The sequence below is a fragment of the Streptomyces sp. NPDC094147 genome, from assembly GCF_044764265.1.
Classification (GTDB): domain Bacteria; phylum Actinomycetota; class Actinomycetes; order Streptomycetales; family Streptomycetaceae; genus Streptomyces.
This window is the reverse complement of the sequence record NZ_JBIWHT010000036.1, coordinates 1-21,001: the sequence shown is the minus strand read 5'-3', so window position 1 is coordinate 21,001 and position 21,001 is coordinate 1. Positions and strand designations below refer to the sequence as shown.

General features: G+C 69.4%; 20 protein-coding genes and 4 pseudogenes. 13 read left to right on the top strand and 11 right to left on the bottom strand.

The window, feature by feature from the left end; genetic code table 11:
• Positions 1 to 58: 58 nt before the first annotated feature.
• A complete protein-coding gene (locus tag ACIQ8J_RS31645) occupies positions 59 to 364 on the bottom strand; it encodes a hypothetical protein (protein ID WP_403276252.1) in 306 nt (101 codons plus the stop codon).
• A 969-nt stretch (positions 365 to 1,333) separates the two neighbouring features.
• Between ACIQ8J_RS31645 and ACIQ8J_RS31640 the strand changes: the two genes are divergently transcribed.
• The gene (locus ACIQ8J_RS31640; RefSeq protein ID WP_403276273.1) at positions 1,334 to 1,588 is read left to right on the top strand and encodes a helicase associated domain-containing protein; all 255 of its coding nucleotides are present in this window, start codon (positions 1,334 to 1,336) and stop codon (positions 1,586 to 1,588) included.
• A gap of 27 nt (positions 1,589 to 1,615) precedes the next feature.
• On the opposite strand, the gene ACIQ8J_RS31635 is transcribed toward ACIQ8J_RS31640, so the two are convergent.
• Complete coding sequence (locus ACIQ8J_RS31635) at positions 1,616 to 2,521, bottom strand: alpha/beta fold hydrolase (protein ID WP_403276254.1); 906 nt, start codon at positions 2,519 to 2,521, stop codon at positions 1,616 to 1,618.
• A 93-nt stretch (positions 2,522 to 2,614) separates the two neighbouring features.
• Between ACIQ8J_RS31635 and ACIQ8J_RS31630 the strand changes: the two genes are divergently transcribed.
• A complete protein-coding gene (locus ACIQ8J_RS31630) occupies positions 2,615 to 3,166 on the top strand; it encodes a helix-turn-helix domain-containing protein (RefSeq protein WP_403276255.1) in 552 nt (183 codons plus the stop codon).
• Between the two features lie 140 nt (positions 3,167 to 3,306).
• Positions 3,307 to 3,876 (top strand): annotated as a pseudogene (gene tpg, locus ACIQ8J_RS31625) (telomere-protecting terminal protein Tpg); the annotation flags it as partial.
• Positions 3,877 to 4,298: 422 nt separating this feature from the next.
• Here tpg and ACIQ8J_RS31620 read toward each other — a convergent pair.
• The 3 genes and pseudogenes from ACIQ8J_RS31620 to ACIQ8J_RS31610 all read right to left on the bottom strand — a co-directional run bounded on the left by ACIQ8J_RS31620 (position 4,299) and on the right by ACIQ8J_RS31610 (position 7,367).
• Positions 4,299 to 5,030 carry a hypothetical protein gene (locus tag ACIQ8J_RS31620; protein WP_403276279.1) on the bottom strand — a complete coding sequence of 244 codons (732 nt, stop codon included), beginning with the start codon at positions 5,028 to 5,030 and terminating at the stop codon, positions 4,299 to 4,301.
• Positions 5,027 to 5,776 (bottom strand): AAA family ATPase, encoded by a 750-nt coding sequence (locus ACIQ8J_RS31615; protein WP_403276256.1) that lies wholly within the window; start codon positions 5,774 to 5,776, stop codon positions 5,027 to 5,029. The genes ACIQ8J_RS31620 and ACIQ8J_RS31615 overlap by 4 nt, the downstream gene beginning before the upstream one ends.
• Positions 5,773 to 7,367 (bottom strand): annotated as a pseudogene (locus tag ACIQ8J_RS31610) (Mu transposase C-terminal domain-containing protein). The gene ACIQ8J_RS31615 and the pseudogene ACIQ8J_RS31610 overlap by 4 nt, the downstream one beginning before the upstream one ends.
• Before the next feature lie 309 nt (positions 7,368 to 7,676).
• On the opposite strand from ACIQ8J_RS31610, the pseudogene ACIQ8J_RS31605 reads away from it, so the two are divergent.
• Together ACIQ8J_RS31605 and ACIQ8J_RS31600 are read left to right on the top strand one after the other, a co-directional pair.
• Positions 7,677 to 7,784, top strand: a pseudogene (locus ACIQ8J_RS31605) (hypothetical protein); the annotation flags it as partial.
• 72 nt (positions 7,785 to 7,856) lie between these two features.
• Complete coding sequence (locus ACIQ8J_RS31600) at positions 7,857 to 7,994, top strand: hypothetical protein (protein WP_403276257.1); 138 nt, start codon at positions 7,857 to 7,859, stop codon at positions 7,992 to 7,994.
• Between the two features lie 61 nt (positions 7,995 to 8,055).
• Here ACIQ8J_RS31600 and ACIQ8J_RS31595 read toward each other — a convergent pair whose 3' ends face one another.
• Positions 8,056 to 8,547, bottom strand: coding sequence for a hypothetical protein (locus ACIQ8J_RS31595; protein WP_403276258.1), 492 nt, complete (start codon positions 8,545 to 8,547; stop codon positions 8,056 to 8,058).
• Positions 8,548 to 8,824: 277 nt separating this feature from the next.
• Positions 8,825 to 9,058 (bottom strand): annotated as a pseudogene (locus ACIQ8J_RS31590) (transposase); the annotation flags it as partial.
• A gap of 166 nt (positions 9,059 to 9,224) precedes the next feature.
• On the opposite strand from ACIQ8J_RS31590, the gene ACIQ8J_RS31585 reads away from it, so the two are divergent.
• Genes ACIQ8J_RS31585 through ACIQ8J_RS31575 form a run of 3 tightly spaced genes read left to right on the top strand, consistent with a single transcriptional unit; the run spans position 9,225 to position 9,877 of the window.
• A complete protein-coding gene (locus ACIQ8J_RS31585; RefSeq protein WP_403608035.1) occupies positions 9,225 to 9,572 on the top strand; it encodes a helicase associated domain-containing protein in 348 nt (115 codons plus the stop codon).
• Positions 9,485 to 9,670, top strand: a complete 186-nt coding sequence (locus ACIQ8J_RS31580) for a hypothetical protein (protein WP_403276276.1) — start codon at positions 9,485 to 9,487, stop codon at positions 9,668 to 9,670. Before ACIQ8J_RS31585 ends, ACIQ8J_RS31580 begins: the two co-directional genes overlap by 88 nt.
• Before the next feature lie 3 nt (positions 9,671 to 9,673).
• Positions 9,674 to 9,877 carry a helicase associated domain-containing protein gene (locus tag ACIQ8J_RS31575; RefSeq protein ID WP_403276259.1) on the top strand — a complete coding sequence of 68 codons (204 nt, stop codon included), beginning with the start codon at positions 9,674 to 9,676 and terminating at the stop codon, positions 9,875 to 9,877.
• A 444-nt stretch (positions 9,878 to 10,321) separates the two neighbouring features.
• Here ACIQ8J_RS31575 and ACIQ8J_RS31570 read toward each other — a convergent pair whose 3' ends face one another.
• The 3 genes from ACIQ8J_RS31570 to ACIQ8J_RS31560 all read right to left on the bottom strand — a co-directional run bounded on the left by ACIQ8J_RS31570 (position 10,322) and on the right by ACIQ8J_RS31560 (position 13,504).
• Positions 10,322 to 11,494, bottom strand: a complete 1,173-nt coding sequence (locus ACIQ8J_RS31570) for a hypothetical protein (RefSeq protein WP_403276260.1) — start codon at positions 11,492 to 11,494, stop codon at positions 10,322 to 10,324.
• Positions 11,495 to 12,070: 576 nt separating this feature from the next.
• Positions 12,071 to 12,850, bottom strand: a complete 780-nt coding sequence (locus tag ACIQ8J_RS31565; protein ID WP_403276261.1) for a VOC family protein — start codon at positions 12,848 to 12,850, stop codon at positions 12,071 to 12,073.
• Between the two features lie 306 nt (positions 12,851 to 13,156).
• Positions 13,157 to 13,504 (bottom strand): DUF6233 domain-containing protein, encoded by a 348-nt coding sequence (locus ACIQ8J_RS31560; RefSeq protein ID WP_403276262.1) that lies wholly within the window; start codon positions 13,502 to 13,504, stop codon positions 13,157 to 13,159.
• Between ACIQ8J_RS31560 and ACIQ8J_RS31555 the strand changes: the two genes are divergently transcribed.
• Genes ACIQ8J_RS31555 through ACIQ8J_RS31535 form a run of 5 tightly spaced genes read left to right on the top strand, consistent with a single transcriptional unit; the run spans position 13,461 to position 19,401 of the window.
• On the top strand, positions 13,461 to 14,939 hold the full coding sequence (locus tag ACIQ8J_RS31555; RefSeq protein WP_403608025.1) for a site-specific integrase: 1,479 nt from the start codon (positions 13,461 to 13,463) through the stop codon (positions 14,937 to 14,939). The two genes, ACIQ8J_RS31560 and ACIQ8J_RS31555, sit on opposite strands and share 44 nt — an antisense overlap.
• The gene (locus ACIQ8J_RS31550; protein WP_403276263.1) at positions 14,936 to 16,717 is read left to right on the top strand and encodes a hypothetical protein; all 1,782 of its coding nucleotides are present in this window, start codon (positions 14,936 to 14,938) and stop codon (positions 16,715 to 16,717) included. The genes ACIQ8J_RS31555 and ACIQ8J_RS31550 overlap by 4 nt, the downstream gene beginning before the upstream one ends.
• A complete protein-coding gene (locus ACIQ8J_RS31545; RefSeq protein ID WP_403276264.1) occupies positions 16,714 to 17,286 on the top strand; it encodes a hypothetical protein in 573 nt (190 codons plus the stop codon). Before ACIQ8J_RS31550 ends, ACIQ8J_RS31545 begins: the two co-directional genes overlap by 4 nt.
• The gene (locus tag ACIQ8J_RS31540; protein ID WP_403276265.1) at positions 17,279 to 18,922 is read left to right on the top strand and encodes a hypothetical protein; all 1,644 of its coding nucleotides are present in this window, start codon (positions 17,279 to 17,281) and stop codon (positions 18,920 to 18,922) included. Before ACIQ8J_RS31545 ends, ACIQ8J_RS31540 begins: the two co-directional genes overlap by 8 nt.
• Positions 18,919 to 19,401, top strand: a complete 483-nt coding sequence (locus ACIQ8J_RS31535; RefSeq protein ID WP_403276266.1) for a hypothetical protein — start codon at positions 18,919 to 18,921, stop codon at positions 19,399 to 19,401. The genes ACIQ8J_RS31540 and ACIQ8J_RS31535 overlap by 4 nt, the downstream gene beginning before the upstream one ends.
• A 186-nt stretch (positions 19,402 to 19,587) precedes the next feature.
• Here ACIQ8J_RS31535 and ACIQ8J_RS31530 read toward each other — a convergent pair whose 3' ends face one another.
• Positions 19,588 to 20,868, bottom strand: coding sequence for an IS701 family transposase (locus ACIQ8J_RS31530; RefSeq protein WP_403276268.1), 1,281 nt, complete (start codon positions 20,866 to 20,868; stop codon positions 19,588 to 19,590).
• Positions 20,869 to 21,001 lie beyond the last annotated feature (133 nt).

The following is a 21,001-nucleotide window of genomic DNA, read 5'->3' as shown; positions in this document are numbered from 1 at the left end:
AGCGGCTCCCCGCCGCCTCGCATCCCTGCAACGGGCGTTGCCAGGACGGGGCCGGGCGTCACTGGTTGCAGTGGTACTTCCAGATGTGCGACCGGGCACCGCCGGCGTATGGACCGGGCAGGTCGCCGTGGGCGGGTACGCCACTGCGGCCTTCGTCGTTGGGTACACAGGTGTGGTCGCCTGTCCAGCCGCGGCCGGTGCAGATCCATACCTCGTCGGGCACGTCCGACTGGTTGTACTGGCCGTTGTTCTCCCACGACGACGCGTGCAGGTAGGTGTCCTGGACGTAGCCCGGCAGGTCCTCGGGGCGCTTCACCGCGTCCCGCATGGCGACGCCCTGCCCGGTCTGGGTGAACCCCTCCACAGGCAGAAGTAGCCCTTCGGGCAGGCGTCATGACCGGGCCCGTTCGCCCCGATCGAGCACACAGCGCCGCACGCGGCGGCCGCCTCGGGGGCTGGCTGCCGGCCGGCGCCGGCGGGCGGGGCGAGCGTGAGCGCGCCGATCAGGGCGGCGGGCAGCGCGAGTGCGGCCATCCTCGACTTCGTGGGCATCGTTGTTCTCCTTGCTGCATCGGCGGCGGCCCATGTGGCGCCGTCCGCCCAGGTCCTGCGGGGCCAGGGCCGGCCCCGCCCGTCCAGTGCAGCAACGGACGCGGCACTCCGGCCACGGGCCGGACAGTCCCGGACACGTCCACGAGCAGCGGCGTTCCGTACGGGACGGCGCGGTCGCAGCCACAACGGGCTCCCTCGGGCGGGCATCGGCCCGTGGCGTGTGCCACCCGATCGAGTGGTTTCCGGGACGGCCCCGGACATCGCTCCGCGCCCGGGAGTACAACTCGTGGTGAAGACCCAGAGACTCAGACAGGGCGGATGCCCGTGGCGAACTCGTCTCCCGCTCCGGCTCCCGGTCCGTCGGCCGATCCCACCCAGGCCAACACCCCCGCCCAGCTGGCCGCGTGTCTGCGCGCACTCGTCGCCGAGCGGGGCATGGCCTACCGCTCCCTGTCTGCGGCCGCCCTGCGGCTGCCACCGCGTTCCGGGCGATCGCAGAGCCTGCCCCGCAGCACCGCCAGCGACATCCTCACCGGCAAACGGATGCCCTCCCCAGAGAAACGGTGGGTGCGAGCAGCGCCAGCAACTGTCAGCGCCACCACGTCGGGCTCAAAGCGCTCCTGGCCGCGGGCGCACGGCTCGCGGAGATCGTGCCCGGGGTGACGTGGCGGGGCGACGACATCGGCCGGTGGCTCGCCACCCAACGGCGCGACTGGCACCGGCTGAACGACGAACAGCGTGCGCGGCTCGGGGAGTTAGGGGTTGAGGCGGCTGTACGGCCCTGGCCGCCGCCTCGAAGCCCGGGTCGGCTCGGGGCGGGGAGGCCTTCACCCGGGGCCTGGCAGCTCTTGCGCAGTACGTCGAGCGTGAGCAGCGGACCGTCGTTCCCCGTCAGCACCGTGAGCGGATCACCCTGGACGGCCAGGAGCACGACGTACGCCTCGGCGTGTGGCTCTCCAACCAGAAGAACCGCCACGACAAACTCAACGATGCCCAGCTCGCCGAACTCGGAATGGACTGGGCACAGGACGGTTAGGGTGCAGCAGGCAGGCAGGTGGTGCTGTCATCGACGCGCCCTTGCGATGAGGTCGTTGACGGCCTGGATCACCGCGTCTGCCCGTTCCTCGTGCAGCCACCCGTGCCCCGCGTCGTCGAGGATCCTCTGCTCGCCGCGCGAGGACTCGGCTGCCAGCTCAGCGTGCAGGGCGCGCTTGCCCTCGTTGATTTCGCGGAGCAATTCCGCGGGCCACAGGTGGGCCTGGGTGGCGTCGTGTCCCATGGCCGTGAGCACGATCAGTGGCAGGTCGGGGGTGGGCGGGGCCTGCCGGAACTCGCTGGCGACCTTGTCGTAGAGGTTCTGGTTCTCGCGCGAGGCGATCCTCCAGGTGGCGAGGTGACGCGCGACCAAGGGCTCGCGCACCGGCTCCGGCCAGGCGGCGAAGTGCTGGATCATCTGGGCGCGGGACTGCTCCAGCTGTTCCGGCGTGGGCTCGGCCGACTCTTGGCTGCCCATCTGGTCCAGCATCTCGTCGAGCTTTTCCCGTACCTGTCGGGGGGCGCGGGTCGCCATGTCCTCGTGGAAGGGGTCGAGCAGGAGCAGGCCGGCCACCTCGTCGGGGAAACGCCTGGCGTAGTGGCGCGCGTAGGCCCCGCCCAGCGAGTGGCCTATCAGCAGGTGGGGGCCGGGAACGCCGGTGGTGTGGAGCAGTTCGTGCAGTTCGTCGGTGACTTCGGCTGCGGTGCGGGGCAGTTCGGCGGGGTAGCTCCAGCCGTTGCCCCCACGGTCGTAGAGGACGCTCGTGGTCAGCTCGGCGACGCGGTTGTGGATGTTCAGGTAGTCCAGGCTCATCAGCCCCACACCCGCCAGGAATACCGCGGTCGGGCCGCTCGTGCCGGAGCGGTGCAGCATCAGGCGCCGACCGCCGCCGATGTCATGCAGGACTCCGAGGGGAAGTGGTGTGCGGGTCATGGGTGCTCCTCTGCGATGCCGGTGCGACGGGCCTGTACCCCTGAAGATTATTCTCAGCTTTGAGAACAGTATCACTCGTGAGATCGTATGCCCATGGACCCGGTCGACCTGCTCCTGCACCCCGTACGACTGCGCATCGTGCACGCCATGTCCGGCGGCCGGACGCTGACCACCTCGCAGTTGTGCGCGCTGCTGCCCGACGTGTCGAAGGCCACCGTGTACCGGCATGTGAGCCTGCTGGCCGACGGCGGCCTGCTGGAGATCGAGGGCGAGCAGCGGGTGCGCGGCGCCGTCGAACGCCGCTACCGGCTACGGCGTGAGCGGGCGGTAATCGACGCCGACACCGCAGCTTCGGTCCCGGCTGAGGACCATCGGCGGGTGTTCGCCGTGGCGATGGCGACCCTGCTGGCCGAGTTCAACACCTACCTCGACCGGCCCGGCGCCGCCCCCGCCACCGATCTGGTGGGCTACCGCCAGCACGCGATGTGGCTCAGCCGGGACGAACTCACCGCACTGATCGACGAGATGCGCCACGCCCTGATGCGCCACATCGCCAATGAGCCCTCACCCGGACGCGCCCGCTACCTGATCAGCCCGATCCTCTTCCCCGCCGAGGAACCACCCCCAGCCGACAGCGAGAATTAGAGTCGGTTCCCTTGGCTCGGGTCGCTACCAAGACCACTGCCTGAACAAACCTCTTCGGACGCCCTGGCAGACGGTAGCGAACCCGAGTAGCTCGGACGTTCCCATGCATTCACAGCGCCCCTACCTCACCTGGGCACTTGATGGCGGAGAACCGGCATTCTGGCTGTCCAGCGCCACGACGTGTGAGAGACCCGATGCGACGGCATGTCGGGAGGCGGAGGGTCACAGTGATCAGGTCGGGGCTGGAGCAGCTGCTGTTCACCCAGCCGGTGCCGGACACCAGCGATGCGCAGCTGCGTGCGCTGCTGCGGTGGGCGAAAGGCTCCAAGCAGGTGGTGGCGCAGGAGTTGGGGGTGTCCCGGCGGACGGTTCAACGGTGGACCGCACGCAAGGTGTCGGCCCGGGCCAAACCGTCCGGCCGCCACGCGGCGCTGATCGAGGCGCGGGGGCGGGGCAGGTGGCAGCCGGTGGTGCGTGCCCGTCGCCGGGCGACTGCTGAGGCACGGGGGGTGGTGGTGCACACCCGGGCTCGGTTCGGTTTTACGGCCGGCGTTGGAAGCACTGACGATGCCCGTCGGCGGCGGCTGACGGTGCCGTTGCCTGGGGAGGTGGCCCGGGAGCTGTTCTCGGCGTGGGAGGCCGGTGCCTCCGACGGACAGCACCAGGTGATCCTGGCCCGGGCGTTGGGGCACGTCTACTTCCGTCAGATGGGCCAGCGGGCGGGCACGCTCAGGGTGGAGTTCGGCGAGGTCGACTTCGTCGAGTTCGGGCTCCCTGGCGGACAGGGGGTGTTCGTAGCGCAGCGCCTCCTGTTTCTCTCGCCAGTCCCAGACCACCGGGCCGCTCCGCGTGCCTGGCTGGCCGGGAGAGGGCTGGGGTGGGCGGATCTTGATGGTTTCGGCCAGGCGTACGAGGGCGGGGCGGTCGGCGGGAGCGGCCAACAGGTGGGGCGCGTCAGTCAGTTGGGCGAACCGGGCGGCGGCGTGGAGGAAGACGGTGGCCCAGGCCGGTACGGGGTAGATCGCGCAGCCGTCGGCGTATCGAACGCGGTCGTGCAGGGTGAGGGTGCCGTCGGCGGAGTGGAAGCCATCCGCATGGGCGGTGGTGAGCTGCTGGAACGAGGCGCCGACGGCTATGGCTGCCGCGAGGGCCGCGGCGCGGGCCGGGTGAGCTGCCGCGGCGTGCAGACGGTCGGCCAGCAGGGCGGACTCGGCGGGCGTCGGCGGCAGGGGAGCTGGGCGCTGCTGATAGACGATCGGCTGCGGGGCGCAGGCAGCGGTGCAGGGCCGGGGGCTGTCGTAGGAGACCAGGCGGTCCAGGGATTCGAGGGTGATCCACCGCCAGGCGGCCGACGCCGCGGGAGCCTCCGAGGTGGCGTGTCGCCGGGGGTGTCGCCGCCTCGGTAGAGGGCGTGGGCTTCGGTGAGCGTGCGGACGGTGGTGTGCCCGGTGGCGGCCAGGGCGCGGTCGAGGGCGGCGGTCAGGCGGGGGCGGTGGACGACCAGGGTGATATGGATGCCGGTCTGCCGCCACAGGTCCAGGATGCGGTGCAGGCGGCGCTCGTTGAGGAGGTGGGCGCGCAGAACGGTCAGGCGGGTGACGGCCAGAGCGGTCGTCCACGCCGCGGCGGCCTCCCACAGCGGCGGCCGGCCGTGCGGAAAGCGGCCCGGGATGTGGGCCGGTTTGCCCAGAGCGAGCAGCAGGTCGTGGGCCAGGTCGGTATCGCCGGTCGTGCCGGGGCCGGGGTGGAGTGTGATGCGGCCGGCCTGCGGGGCGTGCGCGGCCAGGGCGGTGTGGGTGAAGGCGGCGTCGTCCTCGCAGTCGAGGACGAGCGCCAGGCTCGGCTGGGCGGTGGGTGGGGTCATGCCAGGCGGCTGAAGGTCCACCGCAGCAGATCGCGGTCCGGGCGCGGCCGGCCGGTACGTTCCAGAGCGGTACGGGTGTGGGCGGTGAGCTGGGCCCAGGCGCGGAAGTTGCCGTGTGCGGCCTGTTCGTCGGTGAAGGTGATGTCGGCGGGGTCCGCATCCTCCCAGACGGGGTGGAACAACGGGACAACCTCCAGGACCTCTTCGGGGGTGAGGCGGGTGAACTGCTGCCAGATGAAGATGCGGGAGGAGAGCATCGGCTCGCGGCGCAGCACGGTGTGGGCGCCGGCGCCGCCGACGAAGACGATCGCGATCTGGGTGGCGGGCTCGTCCCACAGGTAGCGGAAGTACTCGAACGCCTCTCCGTTGAGCCATTGCGCCTCGTCCACCAGGAACGTGCGGGGGCGCTGGGCTAGGACCGTCTTCAGGAGCCGGTCGAACTCACTGGGATGGCGAGGTGCCTCGCCGGGAAGGCCGAGGGCAGTGAACAGCTCATAGCGCACGGCACGCGCGGTGGGGCGGGCCCGGAAAACGACCCGGCACACCTCCTCGCCCTGGGCAGATTCGAGTTCTCGCAGGCAGTCGTTGACAGCGAGGGTCTTACCGAATCCCGCGCCGCCGTGGATGCACATCATGGCGCGGACCGCGACCGTGTCGGCAATGTTCTCCCGCGCGGTCAACAGGGCGCGGGTCGTCACGATCACGGCATCGGGAAGATCGACGTACTGATAAGTGTCAGCGTTCACAAGACGTCTCCGTCGGGCTCTGCCGCCGGACCCTGTTCGTCGCCCACGGCTTGGTTGAGCGGCCCTGGTCCGGGCTTCTGCGCCGCAGTGGAGGAGGCAGCGAGGGAGGGCGGGGTACGCCAGTGGGAAGGAGGCGCAGCGGGCGGGATCAGATCAGGCAGCGCCAGCTTCGACAAGTCATGGTGCTCGGCATCGGCGAGTTCACCGGAAGCCGCCGCAGCCGTGAGCGCCCCCAGCCGCTGGGCCGCCCCGGACCCGGTGGCCGCGGCGTAACGCTCGCGCTGCGCCGCTTGCAGATCCTTCTTCAGCCGCCGGCTGCGAGCGGCCCGCGCCTGGCGTGCGGCGCTGATCTGCTGCTCGCTGGCCTGATCGGCTAGATCGGCCGGTCCGAGATAGCGGCCGGTGCCGGCGTCGAACACCTCGATGCGGTGGTCATGGTGCGGCATGAAGCGCACCATGACGCACAGCCCCCCGTGACCGGTCATCCACTCACCCACGTAGTCCCGCTTCCTGAAACGGACCCCCTTCGTGCCCAGCACGTACCGGCCCGCGTCCTCCAGGGTGAACGTCCACAACTCCTGTGCACTCACCTCCCGCAACGGCGTCGGATCCGCCTCCCACGCCTCACGAGGAGTCCGGCCCTTCAGCGGGGCCGGCCGGTGGGCGGTATTCCACCAAGAGATCCAGTCCAGGAGACGGGCGGTGAAGTCCTCGAAGCTGAGCAGCCGTTCGCCCTTGGGCCGGGAGCGCCGCTTCCCGGGGCGCGGCTGACGGGTGTAGCCGGGCAGAGCAGCCAGGAACATCGACTCAACCGACCGGTTCAACCCCTCCACGGTGCCCTTCAGGTGCGGGGTGTAGGCGGGCAGGTCGTCCACGGTGACGGCCAGCGCGTCGAACGCGGCGGTCACCGTCTTGGACAGGAAGTCCCTACCCCGGTCCACCCGGACCTTCTCCGGCAGTCCCCCCAGAGGGCCGTAAGGGTCCTCGCGCAGCACCGCCGACCGCAACGCGGCCAACACCGACTCCCGCGACGGATACACCGGCGTGACCGCGACACCCATGATCGCGTTCGAAGCGCAGTCGGTGAACCAGGTGACCACGGCCTACGGGCCGTGCCGTCGGCATCGACCCGGACCGCGGCCTGCACATGGTCGGCCTCCCACACCTGGTTCCGCCACCCTCGCGGCCGCGCCAGAAACACATCATGCTTGCGGGCCGCCCCCTCACCACCCACAAGCCCCGCCCGCTCCCCCGGCGTAAGATCCCGCAGAATCGCACGATGCAAGGTCGGCACAGACGGCGGCGGATCCGCGGGCGGCGACTGCCTAGCCGCACGTGCGGTCAACTCACGGTGAACCGCCGCCACATTCCCCTTCCACAACGCCAGCAGCCGACGCACCTCCGGGGTGACCGAGAACCGATCACGCTTCGGGACTCTGGAACCGGGCTCCGCAGCCGCGGCCTCACCACACTCAGCGGCCGCCAGCCACCGCCACACCGTGCGCTCGGTGACCTGAAGAGACTCCGCCGCCAGCTGTACATGCCGGGTCGTAAGCGCCTGCTCCCCACACAGGGCAAGCAACCGCCGCACCGCGAGCCCACGCAACGATGACAGGGAAGCAGCCGGCAAACCCGCGGGTACCTCCGGGCAGCCGTTCCCCACGTCCTGGTCCATCCCCCGATCACACCGGCCCCATCACCTCACCGCATAACAACTCCCGAAACTGAGACAGCATCACCCACCATGAGATAACACCCCTTGACAGCGAACCCAGCCGAAAACTCTCACCTCACGACAGTGAAAACACCATCCCCAAACCACCCTGAACAGGCATGACACACCCCACGCAATGACCAGCCCGCTGACACTCACACCACTGACACCAAACCGAGAAATCGCACAATGGACCCGGCGGATGCACGCCACGCAGGTCTCGCGTACGCGCTCAAAGTGCTCGCGCAGTCGTACGCCGAAGACCCGGACTACCGCCACGAGTGGCGTCCGTAGGCCCACCAAAGAGACATCACCTACGACTCCACGGACGGCTGGCTGCGCAGTAAGGGTTCCCGGGACAAGCCGGTGCGGTTCGTCGACAAGGATTCGCACTACGAGATCTGGCAGGGCCGCGAGGGGAGGCGTCCGCTGGTGGTGACGGAGGACGGCCGTCTGCGGTTCGTCGAGGGGGCCGAGCCGTCGCCCTTCAACATCCGCGACTGACCTCCCCCGGTTCCGCGCATGCCAAAGCCCCCGCCGGATCGACGTGGGCCCTGGCGTCGGGCTAATGCTGGTGCCAGCCGGTGCACTGGACGAGGTTGTTGCCGGTCCACATGGCGCAGGCGCGGAAGTAGCGGCCGGGGACTTCGTTCACGGCCCACGTCCACCGGTCGCGCAGCCCCTGGGAGCCGTCGAGCACGGCGGGCCCGCACTGGTGCCACGCGTTCTTCGTGTCGGACCAGTCCATCCATACCCAGTCGGTGCCGAGGTCGGTGTTGGTGCCGTTGAACAGGTGGGCCCACATGACCTCCCCGTAGGTGGAGTTGTATCCGTGGCTGAGGTTCACCTGTGCGCCGTCGGATATCTTGCGGGAGGTTTCCACGGGCTTGGCGCCGCTGGTGGCGAAGGCGTTGATGGTGGGGCCGCAGCTGTGGTTGATGCGGCCGTCGGGGCTGGCGTCGGCTGCGGAGGCGGTCGCCGCGCCGGTGATGAGGGGTGCGAGGGCGAGCAGGCAGACGGCTGCCGCCCGCAGTGTCCTGCTTCTGGTGCCTGTCATGCGTACGCGTTCGGTCATGTCTCCCCCTGCTGATGCGCCGGCGTGGTCGCGTGACGTACCCCCGGGCCGATGGCTCCGGGGGCCGGGTCAGCATAGTCAGGGGAGGGATACGGCGGGGGCTGTTCCCTTCAGTCCTTGCCGCGATTTTTCCCGATCCCGGGGTACTTCTTCGCCACGGCTGCTTTGACCTGCGGTTTCTCCTTGGGTGTGTCGTGCTGGGCGACCCGTGCGAGGGCGTTGCGGGCGTGGGCCTTGTCCTCGATCGGGTAGGCGCCTTGGCGTCGGCCGCTGCCAGGACCGCAGCGAGGATGCGTTCCCAGGTGCCATCCACGGCCCACCTGATCAGCCGTTTGTGAGCGGTCTGGAACGAGCCGAGTTCGTTCGGCAGGTCGCGCCAAGGCGAGCAGGTGCGGTACTTCCACGCGATGGCCTCCAGAGTGCGGCGGTGGTCGGCCCATCGCCGCCCACGGACCGGATCAGCCGGCATCAACGGCTCGATCCGGTCCCACATCGCATCAGTGATCACTAACCGGACAGATACATCCGATCAACTGACCAACCCATCAAAGAGACACGCTCCAGCCGCGGAGCGCGCGGCGCAGCTCACCGCGATCGACCCGGACTGGAACTGCCCCTGGCCCCTGCGCTGACAGCGCCACTACCGCGTCCTCGCCGACCTGGTCGACGCCGACGGCCACCTGCCCGACATCGCACCCGGCGTCCTCATGGACGGTGACGACATCGGCAAGTGGCTGGAGCAGCAGAAGCAGCTGGGCACCTGGGCGCAGTCGTCGACCGAGCAACAGGAGCGGCTGTCCCGGCTGGGCGTGCAGCCCGCCGAGGCACCGTCTTCCGCCTCGACGGCGAGGCGTGCGGGAAGGGCCCGAGCAAGGCGCAGCAGGCGTTCCAGCGGGGCCTGGTGGCCCTCGCGCAGTGGGTGGAACGGGAAGGCGCGGACCGGCCGGTTCCGCGCGGACACAGCGAGACGATCGCGGTCAGCGGCGAGGCGGAGCCGATGGCCGTGAAGCTGGGCGTGTGGATCTCAAACACCAAGACGAGGCGCGACAAGCTCGCTCAGGGGCAGCTGGAGGCGCTGCGAGAGCTGGGCATCGAGTGGGCGTAGCCGGTGGCCGGGCGTGGGGATTCACGATGCTTCACGCCCGGATCCGCTACGAACGTATCGCCCTTCTTCGCCGTCTGCGGGCTTCGTCGCCACGACCACGACGACGTACGGCTCGGGGTGTGGGTCACCAACCAGAAGAGCCGCCGCGACAAGCTGAGCGGTGAGCAGCTCGCCCAACTCGCCGAACTCGGAATGTACTGGACATAACTGGGCATGGCGGCCAGGATGACGGGCGTTCGTTTGGCCTCCGTCGTTGACCAGACGATCAGGTGAAAGTGACAGGGTCCCGGGGCAGGCCGACGCCCCGGGACCCTTGCACGTCCAAGGACCAGCCGGACGGAAACCGCCGCCCGGCCCGCGCGGCATCAAGCCTCACCCGGCGGGGTGAACTCCCCTACCAGCCCGCGTGGCTCGGGAGACCCCGGGCAGCATGAGGGCGGGCCCGGAGGGAACAGCGACCCGACTCGATCGCAGTCGCTGTCACGGCGGTCGCGAGAACCCTCCGAGCCCATCGACGTCCGAGCGTCGTCCCCCGGCAGCACGCCGAACAGATCACCACCGACGGCCACGACCACGACCTACGGCCCGGGGTGCGGGTCACCCACAAGAAGAGCCGCCGCGACCGGCTGAGCGGTGAGCAGCGCGCGCACCCTATCCAGTTCCTTGCCTTTCCCCCGCGCCCGGAGGGTTGCTCGGGCAGCTCCTGGCTGGGGTCGCGGACCTCGTCGGCCCAGTGGAGGGTCTGCAACCAGCAACCTTGGGGAATTGCATCACATGCGCGACCGGATCGGCCCGTTCAACTGGCCGCGTCATCGCGTGAGGTGATGAGATCTTCGAGGTAGCCCGGTCCTGTAGCAGGCAGCAGACTGTGCGGTGAGTAGCGGGCAGTGAGGGCCTCCCAGTCGAGCAGCCCCGCATCCAGTCCCGCATACCGTCTACGAGACGGGGGAGTGCGTCCCTGGCCTTGCTGTCGAGATTGAGGGTGCGGACGAGAAGAGGCACCTGGCTTTGCAGTTCCAGGAAGTGCTCAACATATTCGCGGGTCATGGTACTGATGACGCCGATCGCCTCCGTCTGGGACAGGCCCTGCTCCGATTGCAGGACCAGAACAAGGTTGTGGCTGTCGCCGCGGGCTGCTTCCTTCTCCAGAGACGAGATGTCGTTGTTGAGCGCGATTACCATCGTCGTGATCTCCCGCAACTCCCGGACCTGCGGGCTGCCATGGAGGTGGGCAGGGACCTCGAAGTGCCCGACTCTCTCGATCAGGTCCTGCAGTGGCCGCATGGCGACCGTGTCGCGGCGAAGGGGAAGGTAGCCCTGCAAGGTCAGGCGTTCGCCGTGAGCCCTGTTGGCCGTCTCATGAACATGAGCCTCGAAGTACGCCCGGAAGTGGTTCGCGGTGCGTTCCCGCCAGGTGGAAGACATGCCGAGGACGCACCGGTGCCACAGCTCCATCCAGGCGTCCAGGACAGGAGCACCGCTGCGCTCGCCCACGGACGGGGTCGGATCGGTCAGGACCGTCAGCCTTCGGCACAGTTCCTGCGCCCGGTGGGGCTGTCTGCCCAGTGGGCCGTCGAACTGATCGTCAAAGAGGAACATGAAGCTGAGCACGTCAAGAACGAGGCTCAAGTCCTCGCCCTGCGCGTGGGGATTGGTCCGTGCTGCGAGTTCGTGGAGTCTCCATGTCCGGTAGCGGCGTTCGGCCGATTCGGTGCTCAGCAGGCCGTGTTGGCGGGCCCACCGGACGTTGCGCTGTTCAGCAGCGTCCCGGTCGGGGCTGACCGCAACGGGGAAGGGAATGTAGAGAGGGGTTCCTTGAGGCAAGACGGTCCTCCGCGGTGGCCTTGTGCGGACAGAGAGCACGGTCGACCGCGGACCCCAAGGCCGCCCTCGGGTAGTTCTGCCCGCCAGGGAACCTCCACATGCGGGCAGCGCCGCGCACAGGAGCACTCGACTCGTCCTGCTCGACTTCGTCCACGTGGAGTTCGTCTGGGTCGTGGCGCACTGCTTCTATAAGCTCGGCACACCTGAAACCAAAGCCTGGGGCACCGGGCGCCTCACCACAATCCTCCACGGCCAGGCCGCCCGCGCCGCCGCCGAGATCACCACCCAGGCTGGTCAGAAAGGACTGCACGGAACCCGGCGCGAAAGCACCGACGCCTGCGTCCGCCTGGGCATTGCACTTCGCCCGCGAGTACCAGCGCCTCTACCCCACCCCCGACCAGCACAACTACGAACTCACAACTTGATCAGGAACGTCCCTGCAGAGGAGGATCCGCACCCATTGAAGTTTGCGTGGCGTGTGCCGTGGTGCCCGGCGCCGTGTTGGCGCCAGGCACCACGTGGGGGGGAGGGAGGGAGGACGTGCGCGAGGATTCTGCCCCTATCCGATCGGCGGGATCAGGCCGCCGGAGGGTTGGGCTTGATGATGGCGAAAGGCGCGCCGAAGGGGTCGGCGAGCCAGGCGATCCGGCCGACGTCCGGCACGTCCGCCGCGGGCATCAGGACCGAGCCGCCGTTCTCCTGCACCCTGGTGACGATCGCGTCAGTGTCGTCGGCCGAGAAATACGGGATCCAGCGCGTCTCGCTGTCCTCATCTGCGGCCACGAGGCCACCGAAGGACGCGTCCTGCTGGTCGCCCTCCGCCGTGGAGAGCACGGTGTATGCCATCCCCCCGGCCTCCGTCTCCTGGCTCCGCCACCCGAACAGCGAGCGGTAGAAGGAGAAGGCGGCCGTCGGGTCGGCGGAGTGCAGCTCCGCCCAGCACAGGGTGTTGCTCTCCGAGGCGGCCTCCAGCCCCTGGACCGCGGCGGGCTGCCACACGGAGAACTCGGCACCAGAGGGGTCAGTGAGGCAGGCCATCCGCCCCGCGTCCATCACGTCGAACGGCGCGACGCGCACCGTGCCGCCGCCCTGCTCGACGGCCTTGGCGGTGGCGTCCGCGTCGGGAGTGCGGAAATACACGGTCCAGGCCGGTGACGCGCCCTCCTCGGTAAGGGGTCCGAGGGCCGCGACGGTCTTGCCGTCCTTCTGGAAGAAGCCGTAACCCCCGGCCTCCGGCCCCGCCGACTCGAAGTCCCAGCCGAACAGCGGGCCGTAGAAGGCGGCGGACGCCGCGCAGTCCGGGCTGCCGAGATCGAGCCAGTTGGGTGCGCCAGTCACAAAGTCAGTGGTGAGCATCGTGCGAGCCCTACCTTTCCCAGGTCTGGTTGAACCGTGTTCGCGAACACATCCATCACCGGAGCTGACCCGCTCCTACAATGAACGATCCGTGACAGATCGTACCGACGTGACTACACACCGCGGGGTCGAACACCGAAGTCACGCAGCCCCACACGCGAACCCAACGCCACTGGCACGGACCGATGCCCACCAAAGATCGATGGCACGCGCTCAAGCTTCGGCGTCACAGCACAGGTGGGGAGCGTGGCGCCCGCAGGCCCTTCCCCACCGCGTCCTGCCGTCGTGCGATGGCCGCATTGCTGGTCAGACAAGGGGCCCCAGGGCCACGGCCGCTTCGCACTTCAGGCAGGCCCGGGCACCGGCACGGCGCAGGACTGTCAGAGCTTGGTCGAGGTTGAGTTCTTCAGCGCGCTCGGGGCTGTCCACGCAGTCGTAGGAGTGCACGACAGTTCCCACGATGCGGGGGCCGCGCTTGATCGGCTCGATCGTCCAGGCCCAGCGCAGATCGGGAGCCGGCAGCGGGGCGGGCAGCGGATAGCCGGGGACATGGTCGTTCTGTTTACGTTCCTCGTGTTGCAGCAGGTCGTGTTGTCTCGTTGGAGTCTGCGTGTTGGACGAGTGGCGTTTGTTCTGGGTCGGTCGTGGCGGCACGCCGGCACCCTCGGACGGGTTCGGCCTCGGCGCCTGGACGCACTTGCCCGAGCGGGAGCGAGAACTCGGGCTCCGGGACCGGCAGCCCATCTTGGTGGATCCGTGCGGGCGGGTGGACCCGCGGCTGGTGGGGTTCTTCCGGCGGTCGTGGTTCTCAACACGCTCGTTCGGGACACAGGACGCGTACGTGCGCGACTACCGGCTGTTCTTCACCTTCTTGTGGCGAGCGGGATGCCACTGGGACCAGGCGCGGGCGGAGCATCTGGATAACTGGGAGCACTGGAGGCTGCGCGGAGAGGGGAACCCGGCGCGGATCGGCGGCGCGAAGTGGCAGCGGGAGTTGGCCGCGCTGCGGGGCTTGTACGACTGGGCGCTGGCCCGGGGGTTTGTGAAGGCGAGCCCGGTGGTGCTCCGGTCGGTACGGACGCGCGACGGCGCCGTGGTGGAGGTGCCGGAGCTGGCGCCGGCGGATGTGCGGTCCTCGAATGTGAAGTGGCTGACTCCGCGGGCGTATCGGCTGTGGCGGGAGGTGGGCCTTCGGGGGCGGTGGCCGGACGGGCGCGTTGATGCCGGCTGGCGGGGCCGCAACGAGGGACGGGACGCCGCGTTCGCGGACATAGTGTTCTCCAGCGGGGTACGGCGGCGCGAGGCGGGCAGTCTGCTGACGGTCGAGCTGCCGGACCTGGAGGTCGGCCGACGCTACTACCCGGGGCGGGTGGCGAGGGCGGTCGCCAAACGGGCCGAACGCTACTCCTACGTGTCCCATGGGGCGTTGAAGGCGGTGGAGTCCTACCGGCTGACGGCCAGGGCGGCAGCGGTCGCACGGGCGCAGGAGCAGGGCTGGTACGAGCGGATTGTGGATCTGCGGGTGGTGGAGCACGTTGGTCGGCGCGGCGACATCGTATGGACCGAGCGCGGGGGCGGGAGGGGCCGGGCCAGGCTGGGCGACTTGGACAGGCGGGTGCGGCGGACGCTGTTTCGCCGGGGTCCGGAGGGGCTGGAGCCGTTGGCGGTGTGGTTGACGGAGACGGGAATGCCCCTGCAGCACACGTCGTGGAACGCGGTGTTCGACCGGGCCAATGCCCGCTGCGAGGCCCTTGAGTTGAGGGTGTTCGCTACCCCGCACATGCTCCGCCACAGCATGGCGCTGCGGGTCTTGGTGTCGCTGCACTTCGCGTTGGACCGGAGGCTGGGGCTCAGTCCCGTACAGCGGCGCGACTACGAGGAGCTGTACGGCAATGTGTGGGCCATCGTGAAGGACCTGCTGGGGCACCGCTCGGAGGAGACCACCCGGGAGATCTACCTGGAGCCGTTGCGCGGACTGCAGCTGGAGACCCTGCTCAGAGACGAGACGCCGGAGAACAACGAGGTCCTGGCACGGCTCGCGCAGCGCACCGGCCTGGTGCTGGACGTGCCGACCTTGGAGTGGGCGTGAGCGGGCCGGGGCGGCGTGCGGCCATGCCGCCGACCGGTTACGCGCGTCCCTCGACCCTCGCAGCTGACGGCCTGGTGGTGCAGGCAGTCGGCCCGTCGGGGCAGGACAACGGCACCTTCGACTTCCGTGGCTGCGCCGGGCCCGAGGTGCTCAAGCGCGAGGTGGCGGCGGCGTTCGCCCGGCTGACGTCGGGCAGTGGCGGGTGGACGACCCGCGCCACCTGCACCAGCTACGCCAAGACCGTGCGGGAGTTCCTGCGCTGCGCGGCCGAGGCGGACCCGCCGGTCGCCTCGGGCGCGCGGGTTACCCCGGCGTTTTGGAAGAGCTGGATGCTCCGCTCGCCGGCCTCGGCCAGATTGCGGCGCCTGGTCCTGCTCATCGAGTCCGTCCCGGCCGGGACACGCGAGGTGGTGCAGACGCGGCACCGTGCACGGCGTTCGTCCGCACAACAGTCGTACTCGCTGGAGGAGTTCCACACGATTCGGGCTCGGGCGGCGCGCACCGTGCGGCAGATGCACGCCCGCATTGAACACAGCACGACGGTGGTGACGCGGTGGCGGACCGGTGAGTCGGCTGGGTACGGCAGGGAGCTGGGAGCCTTGCTGGACCAGATCGTCCGCACCGGTGAGGTCCCGTACCGGCCGGATGCGACCACCGGACGGCGGCGGTTACTGACCGGGGTGAGGAGCCTGACCGGCGGGCATGCGTCCGGTCTGGCGCAGGTCTTTCCGAGCCCGTTGGAGATGGCAGCCTCGGCCGTGCTGCTGATCTGCCAGGAGGGCTGGAACGTGTCGGTGCTGGAGGACATGGAGGTTCCCGACTTCTGGCCGAACGCGGACGGCGGGGGCGACGTCCCGGCCATCCACCGTGTTGAGATCGACAAGCCGCGCCGGGGGACGCGTCTGCGTCACAGCACCAACAACCTGATCGATGTCGGGCCGGGCAGCGCGGGAGGGGTCTTGCGGCAGGTGGTGGCCTCGACCCGGTGGGCGCGGGAGACGCTCGCGCACCTGGGCACGCCCTCGCGCCGGCTGCTGCTGGCCCGTCGTTCGAAGACCGCGCAGGACAGCGCGGAGTGGTTCAGCACGGGTCGCAACGTGCAGCACCTGATCGAGCTGTGGGCTGCCCGCCAAGGTCTGGACGGCAGTGCCCCGGACAGGCCGCCGGTGCGCTGCCGGACGTTGCGCCGCACGGTTCTGGCCCTGTCCGGTGGACCGCGCCAGAACACGCCCGCTGTTCACGAGGGTGTGTACCTCATGGAGGACGAGCAGGTCCGCGCCGCCTCGACGGGGGTGGTCGCCCAGGGACTTGAAGCGGCGGTCAAGGACGCTGAGCGGCGCACCCGGATGCGCAAGGCCACCGGCACCGACCCCGGGGTGTGGCGGAGCGAACTGGGCCTGAGTGCGCCGGACGCCGCGCACCTGGCGGCGGGCCGGCTGGACACCGCCACGGCGGCGTGCGCCGACTTCGAGCACAGCCCGTTCTCCGCCTCCGGGCCCTGCGCGGTGTCCTTCCTGATGTGCTTCGCCTGTCCGAACGCGGTCGCCACCGACCGGCACTTGCCCCGGATCGCCTACCTGCATCAGGCCCTGGAATCCCTGCGCTCCGCGGTCAGCGGCGCCGTGTGGACCACGGACTGGGCGGTGCACCATGCACGCGTCGAGGATTTCGTCCGCATGCACACCACGGCGGCCTCCCTGCGTCGTCTGCACACTGAGATCACCGCCGCGGACCGGGCGGCGGTCGACCGCATGCTGGATCGGAGGCTCGATTCGTGAACACGGCTCTTGCGGCGACGAGTTCGGTTCCGCTGTCCTGTCCTTCGCTCGGCACGCCGGTCTTTTCCCTGGAGCGGGCTCGTGCCGGGCTCGCCGCCGAGGACCTGCCCCGTTTCGGCGAGGACCGGTGGGATTTGGCGGGCATGGACCACGGCGAGTCCGGCTTCGGCCTGTCCGTCCACTGGGGTGTGATCGACCAGCCGCTGCGCGACGGTGTGAAGCGGGCAGCCTGGGCGCTGATCAACATTCCGGCGCCTGAGGCGATCACGCTGAACATCAGGGCCAGAGCGCGCAGTCGGCTGGCACCGGCCACGCTGAAGAACATCTTCAAAGCCTGGAAGGCATTCGCCCGCTGGCTCGCCGTCCGCGAGGTCGCCGCGCTGAACGAGGTCACCCCGGAGATGCTCGCGCAGTACGCCGACGTCCTGCGGACCAGGGATGTCTGTCATCCCGCCAAGAGGACCGAGGCGTTCGACCTGACCAGGTTGTGGGCTTACGGTCCGTTCCTGATGCCCGGCGACCGCCTGGTGCAGCCTCCTTGGGGAAGACCCGGGGGCCTCGGTGTATGACTTCCTCGGCCCGGACGACGACCCGCGTGCCGGCGGCGAGAACTCCACCGTCCCTGTCCACCCTGCGGTGATGTCGCCGCTGCTCGTGTGGGCCATCAGGACGGTCACGGACTTCGCCCCGGACATCCTCGCCGCCTGGCGGGCCTTCAAGGACTGCAGCAGACGGCTGGCGCCGGACCCGGTGCCCGCGGGCCGGGACATCATCCGCGGCTATCTCGACGCCCTGCGCGCCAGCGGGCAGCCACTGCCCACGTACGTCGGCCGCCGGGCCGAGGCCCGGCGCAAGCAGGTGCTGCGCCGCTGGGGCGAGGCCAAAGCCAGCACACCCTGGCCGCACAACAAGATGATCGCCGCGTCCCTGGCGGTGAGCGCCTCGCAGGTACAGGATCTCTTCCGCGACAACCCCGAGGTCCTCGACGGTGTCCGCCTCGGCCCGGGAGCACCCTTGCCGGTGCCCGTCCGGCAGAGGCTGGACAGTACGCCCTGGCGCGGAGCCGTCGATTACGAAGAGGCCGAGGACCTGGCTCGGAACCTCATGGCCGCCGCCCTGATCGTGATCGCTTACCTGTCCGGCATGCGGCCGAAAGTAGTTCTGCACCTGCGGCGCGGCTGCCGCATCATCGTCCGCCAGGCCGACGGCACCGTCCGGTTCGCACTCAGCGGCCTGCACTTCAAAGGCGTCACCGACGTGGAAGGCAACGCGCTGCCCGGCGGTGAGGTACGGGACCATCCCTGGACCGTCATCCAGCCCGTCCACCAGGCCGTGGCGGTGCTCGAGGAACTGACCGACGGCGTCTGGCTGTTCCCCCGCCATCTGACCAAGGAGCCGAAACAGGGCGAAGGGCAGGCCCTCACCCAGCGCGGGGCCCGCGACCGGATCGCGCATTTCACCCGGTGGATCAACCAGCTCGCTATTGGCCACAGCCGTGCCCATGAGGTGGTTCCGGACGATCCAGACGGACGCATCGTTCTGACCCGCTTCCGGCGGACGATCGCTTGGTTCATCAACCGCCGGCCTGCCGGCCGCATCGCGCTCGGCATCCAATACGGACACCTGCACGCCACCATGGCCGAGAACTACGGCGGTCGCTCCACGAGCGACCTGCTCCAACTCCTCGACCTCGAAAGGGCGCTGAGCACCGCAGAGGCCCTCGCGGACGCTGCGGAAGATCTCCAGGCAGGCCACGGTGTCAGCGGCCCGGCTGCCGTCCGGTTCCTCACGGCCGTCACCGAGTTCCAGACCGGCTACGAGGGCACGCTCCTGTCCGCCCGACAGCACCGGGACCTGCTGAAGAACCCCCGCCTGCAGGTCTTCGACCACCCGCACACGTTCCTCACCTGCAACTACGACCCGTTCAAGGCCCAGTGCCACCCAGACCGGACCCCGTCAGCTGAAGCCCGCACCCCCAGTCACGACCGCTGCCGCACCACCTGCCCCAACATCGCACGGACCGACCAGCACATGAACCTGGCCCGCAGGGAAGCCGAACTCCTCGACGCCGAGATCAACGACGACACCACCCCGTTCCCGATCCGCCGACGCCTACAGCAGCGTCAGACCACTCTCCTCGGGATCATCAGCCAGCACGACGCAACCCGCATCCGCCCCGCGACGACACCGATGAGCACCCCATGACCACCAGCAGCCCCGACCCCACACAGAGCCCAGCCGAACTCGCCACCGCCATCGGCTCCGTACTCGCCGACATGACCGGTTCCGCCGAGGACAAAGCCGAGATCCGGGCCATCACCGACGCCATGATCCGGCTGCTGGCAGGTGCACCGCTGCGCTCGGACGGCAAGCTGACCATCAAGTCCCTCGCCATCGAGGCGGGACTTCGCCGTAACAAGCTCACCCACAAACACACCGGCCTCAAAGAGCTCTTCTACGCCCTGACCCGGGCCGGGCGCCCGGCCTGCACCGAGCGCCTTCACCGCGACAACGAAGCCCTGCGTACCGCCCTGACCCGGGTGCAGGGCGAACGCGACCAGCTCAAGGCACAGGTGCAGCAGCTCGCCCGTGTCGTCCAGGTCCTGGAAGTCGAGAACGAGCAGCTTCGCCACAGCGACATCGGCCGACGTGCTATCCGAGCCTTTCCTGGCCCACTGAACTGAGCAGCCCTCTTGCGGCGGGTGGCGTGAATGACCTGGAAGGCCAGTAGGAAAGTCCGGGGCGCGATGCGGCGGGTGACCGGAACGCTCGATTGCTAATAGGACTCCGTTAGGTCTGAGGCGATCTTGTTGGTTTCCGTAGGCTAGGTAGCGGGCGGTGGCAGGTGGTGCAGATGCCGGTCCAGCACCTCAGTACGTCCTGGAGGAGGTCGAGGAGGTGGTAGAGGGTGAGACCGGCGTGGGGGCTTTTGGGGAGAGCCGCTGTTCAGTGAGGAAGGCCTGGGCGGCGGTGGCGAGGGTGACGTGGTGGTGCCAGCCGGGCCAGGAGCGTCCCTCGAAGTGGTCTAGGCCCAGGCCGTGTTTGAGTTCCCGGTAGTCGTGCTCGACCCGCCAGCGCAGCTTCGCCCAGCCGACCAGGTCCTCCAGCTTGGTGTCGGCGGGCAGGTTGGAGAACCAGTACTCGGTGGGCTCTTTGGCATCGGCGGGCCATTCGGCCAGCAGCCACAGGTCGGGCAGGACGCCGTCCCACCAGCCCTGCTCTGCCGAGGCCCGGGACCTGAGCGGGCGGACGACGGAATTGCTTGCCGGGCGAACACGCAGGGCCGCAAAACGCGAGCGCATCTGGCCACGGGTGCCTTCGCGCCAGGTGATGTCGGTGAAGCCGTGATATCCCAGGCTGGCGGCGTGGACGGACACGGCTAAGGGCGCCTGTCGGTAGCGGGGCTGGGGCCAGCACCCGTTGGTGCCTTTGCGGTCGGGGGCTTCGGGCACCGCGTCGAAGAGGTGGGCGGTGACGCCGGAGCGGACGGACAGCACATAGCCCAGGCCAAGCTCGGTGAGTTCGCCGCGGAAGGCCGCGTTGGTCCCGTAGGCCGCGTCGGCGAGCATGACACGCGGTGGCAGCCCCCAGCCGGCGAGTTCGTCGAGGATGTCCAGGGCGAGCCGCCACTTCTCGCGGTGCCCGACGCCGGACGGCACCCTGCACGCCGTGCGACGCTCGGCGTCGTCGGCCCATTCCTTGGGCAGGAACAGCCGCCACTGCAACGGGGACGAGGCCGAGGCAGTGACGGCGTGCACGCTTACGGCGACCTGGCAGTTGGCCCGTTTCCCCAACGCGCCGCAGTACTGAGGTGCGACGCCGACCGACCTCCGGCCGTCCTTGGGAAAGGACACGTCGTCAACCACCCAGGCATCGGGGCTGATTACCGCCGTCATCCGCTCGGCGATCCGGCGCCGCACCGGCATCGGGTCCCAGGTGGACTGGTTCACGAACTGCTGCAGGTTCTGCTCGTTGCCGTCCGGAAGCCGCGCGGCCATCGCCTGGATGGACTTGCGGCGTCCGTCCAGCATCAGGCCCCGCAGATAGCAGTCGCCCTTGGCCCGCTGATCCTTGCGCGGCACCGAGGCAAACACATCCGCCACGAACAGCGCCAACTTCGCCCGAACACGCATCACTTCATGTGCGTCCACATGCCCAACATGCCTCCGGAACAGGCCCACCGGAAGACCTACTGAGGTTTTCGGGTTGGTGTCGGGGGTGACGGTGGGTGATCCCTGCGGTATGCCGTTGATATGCGGTATGCGCAGGGTGGGGGTCTGACCG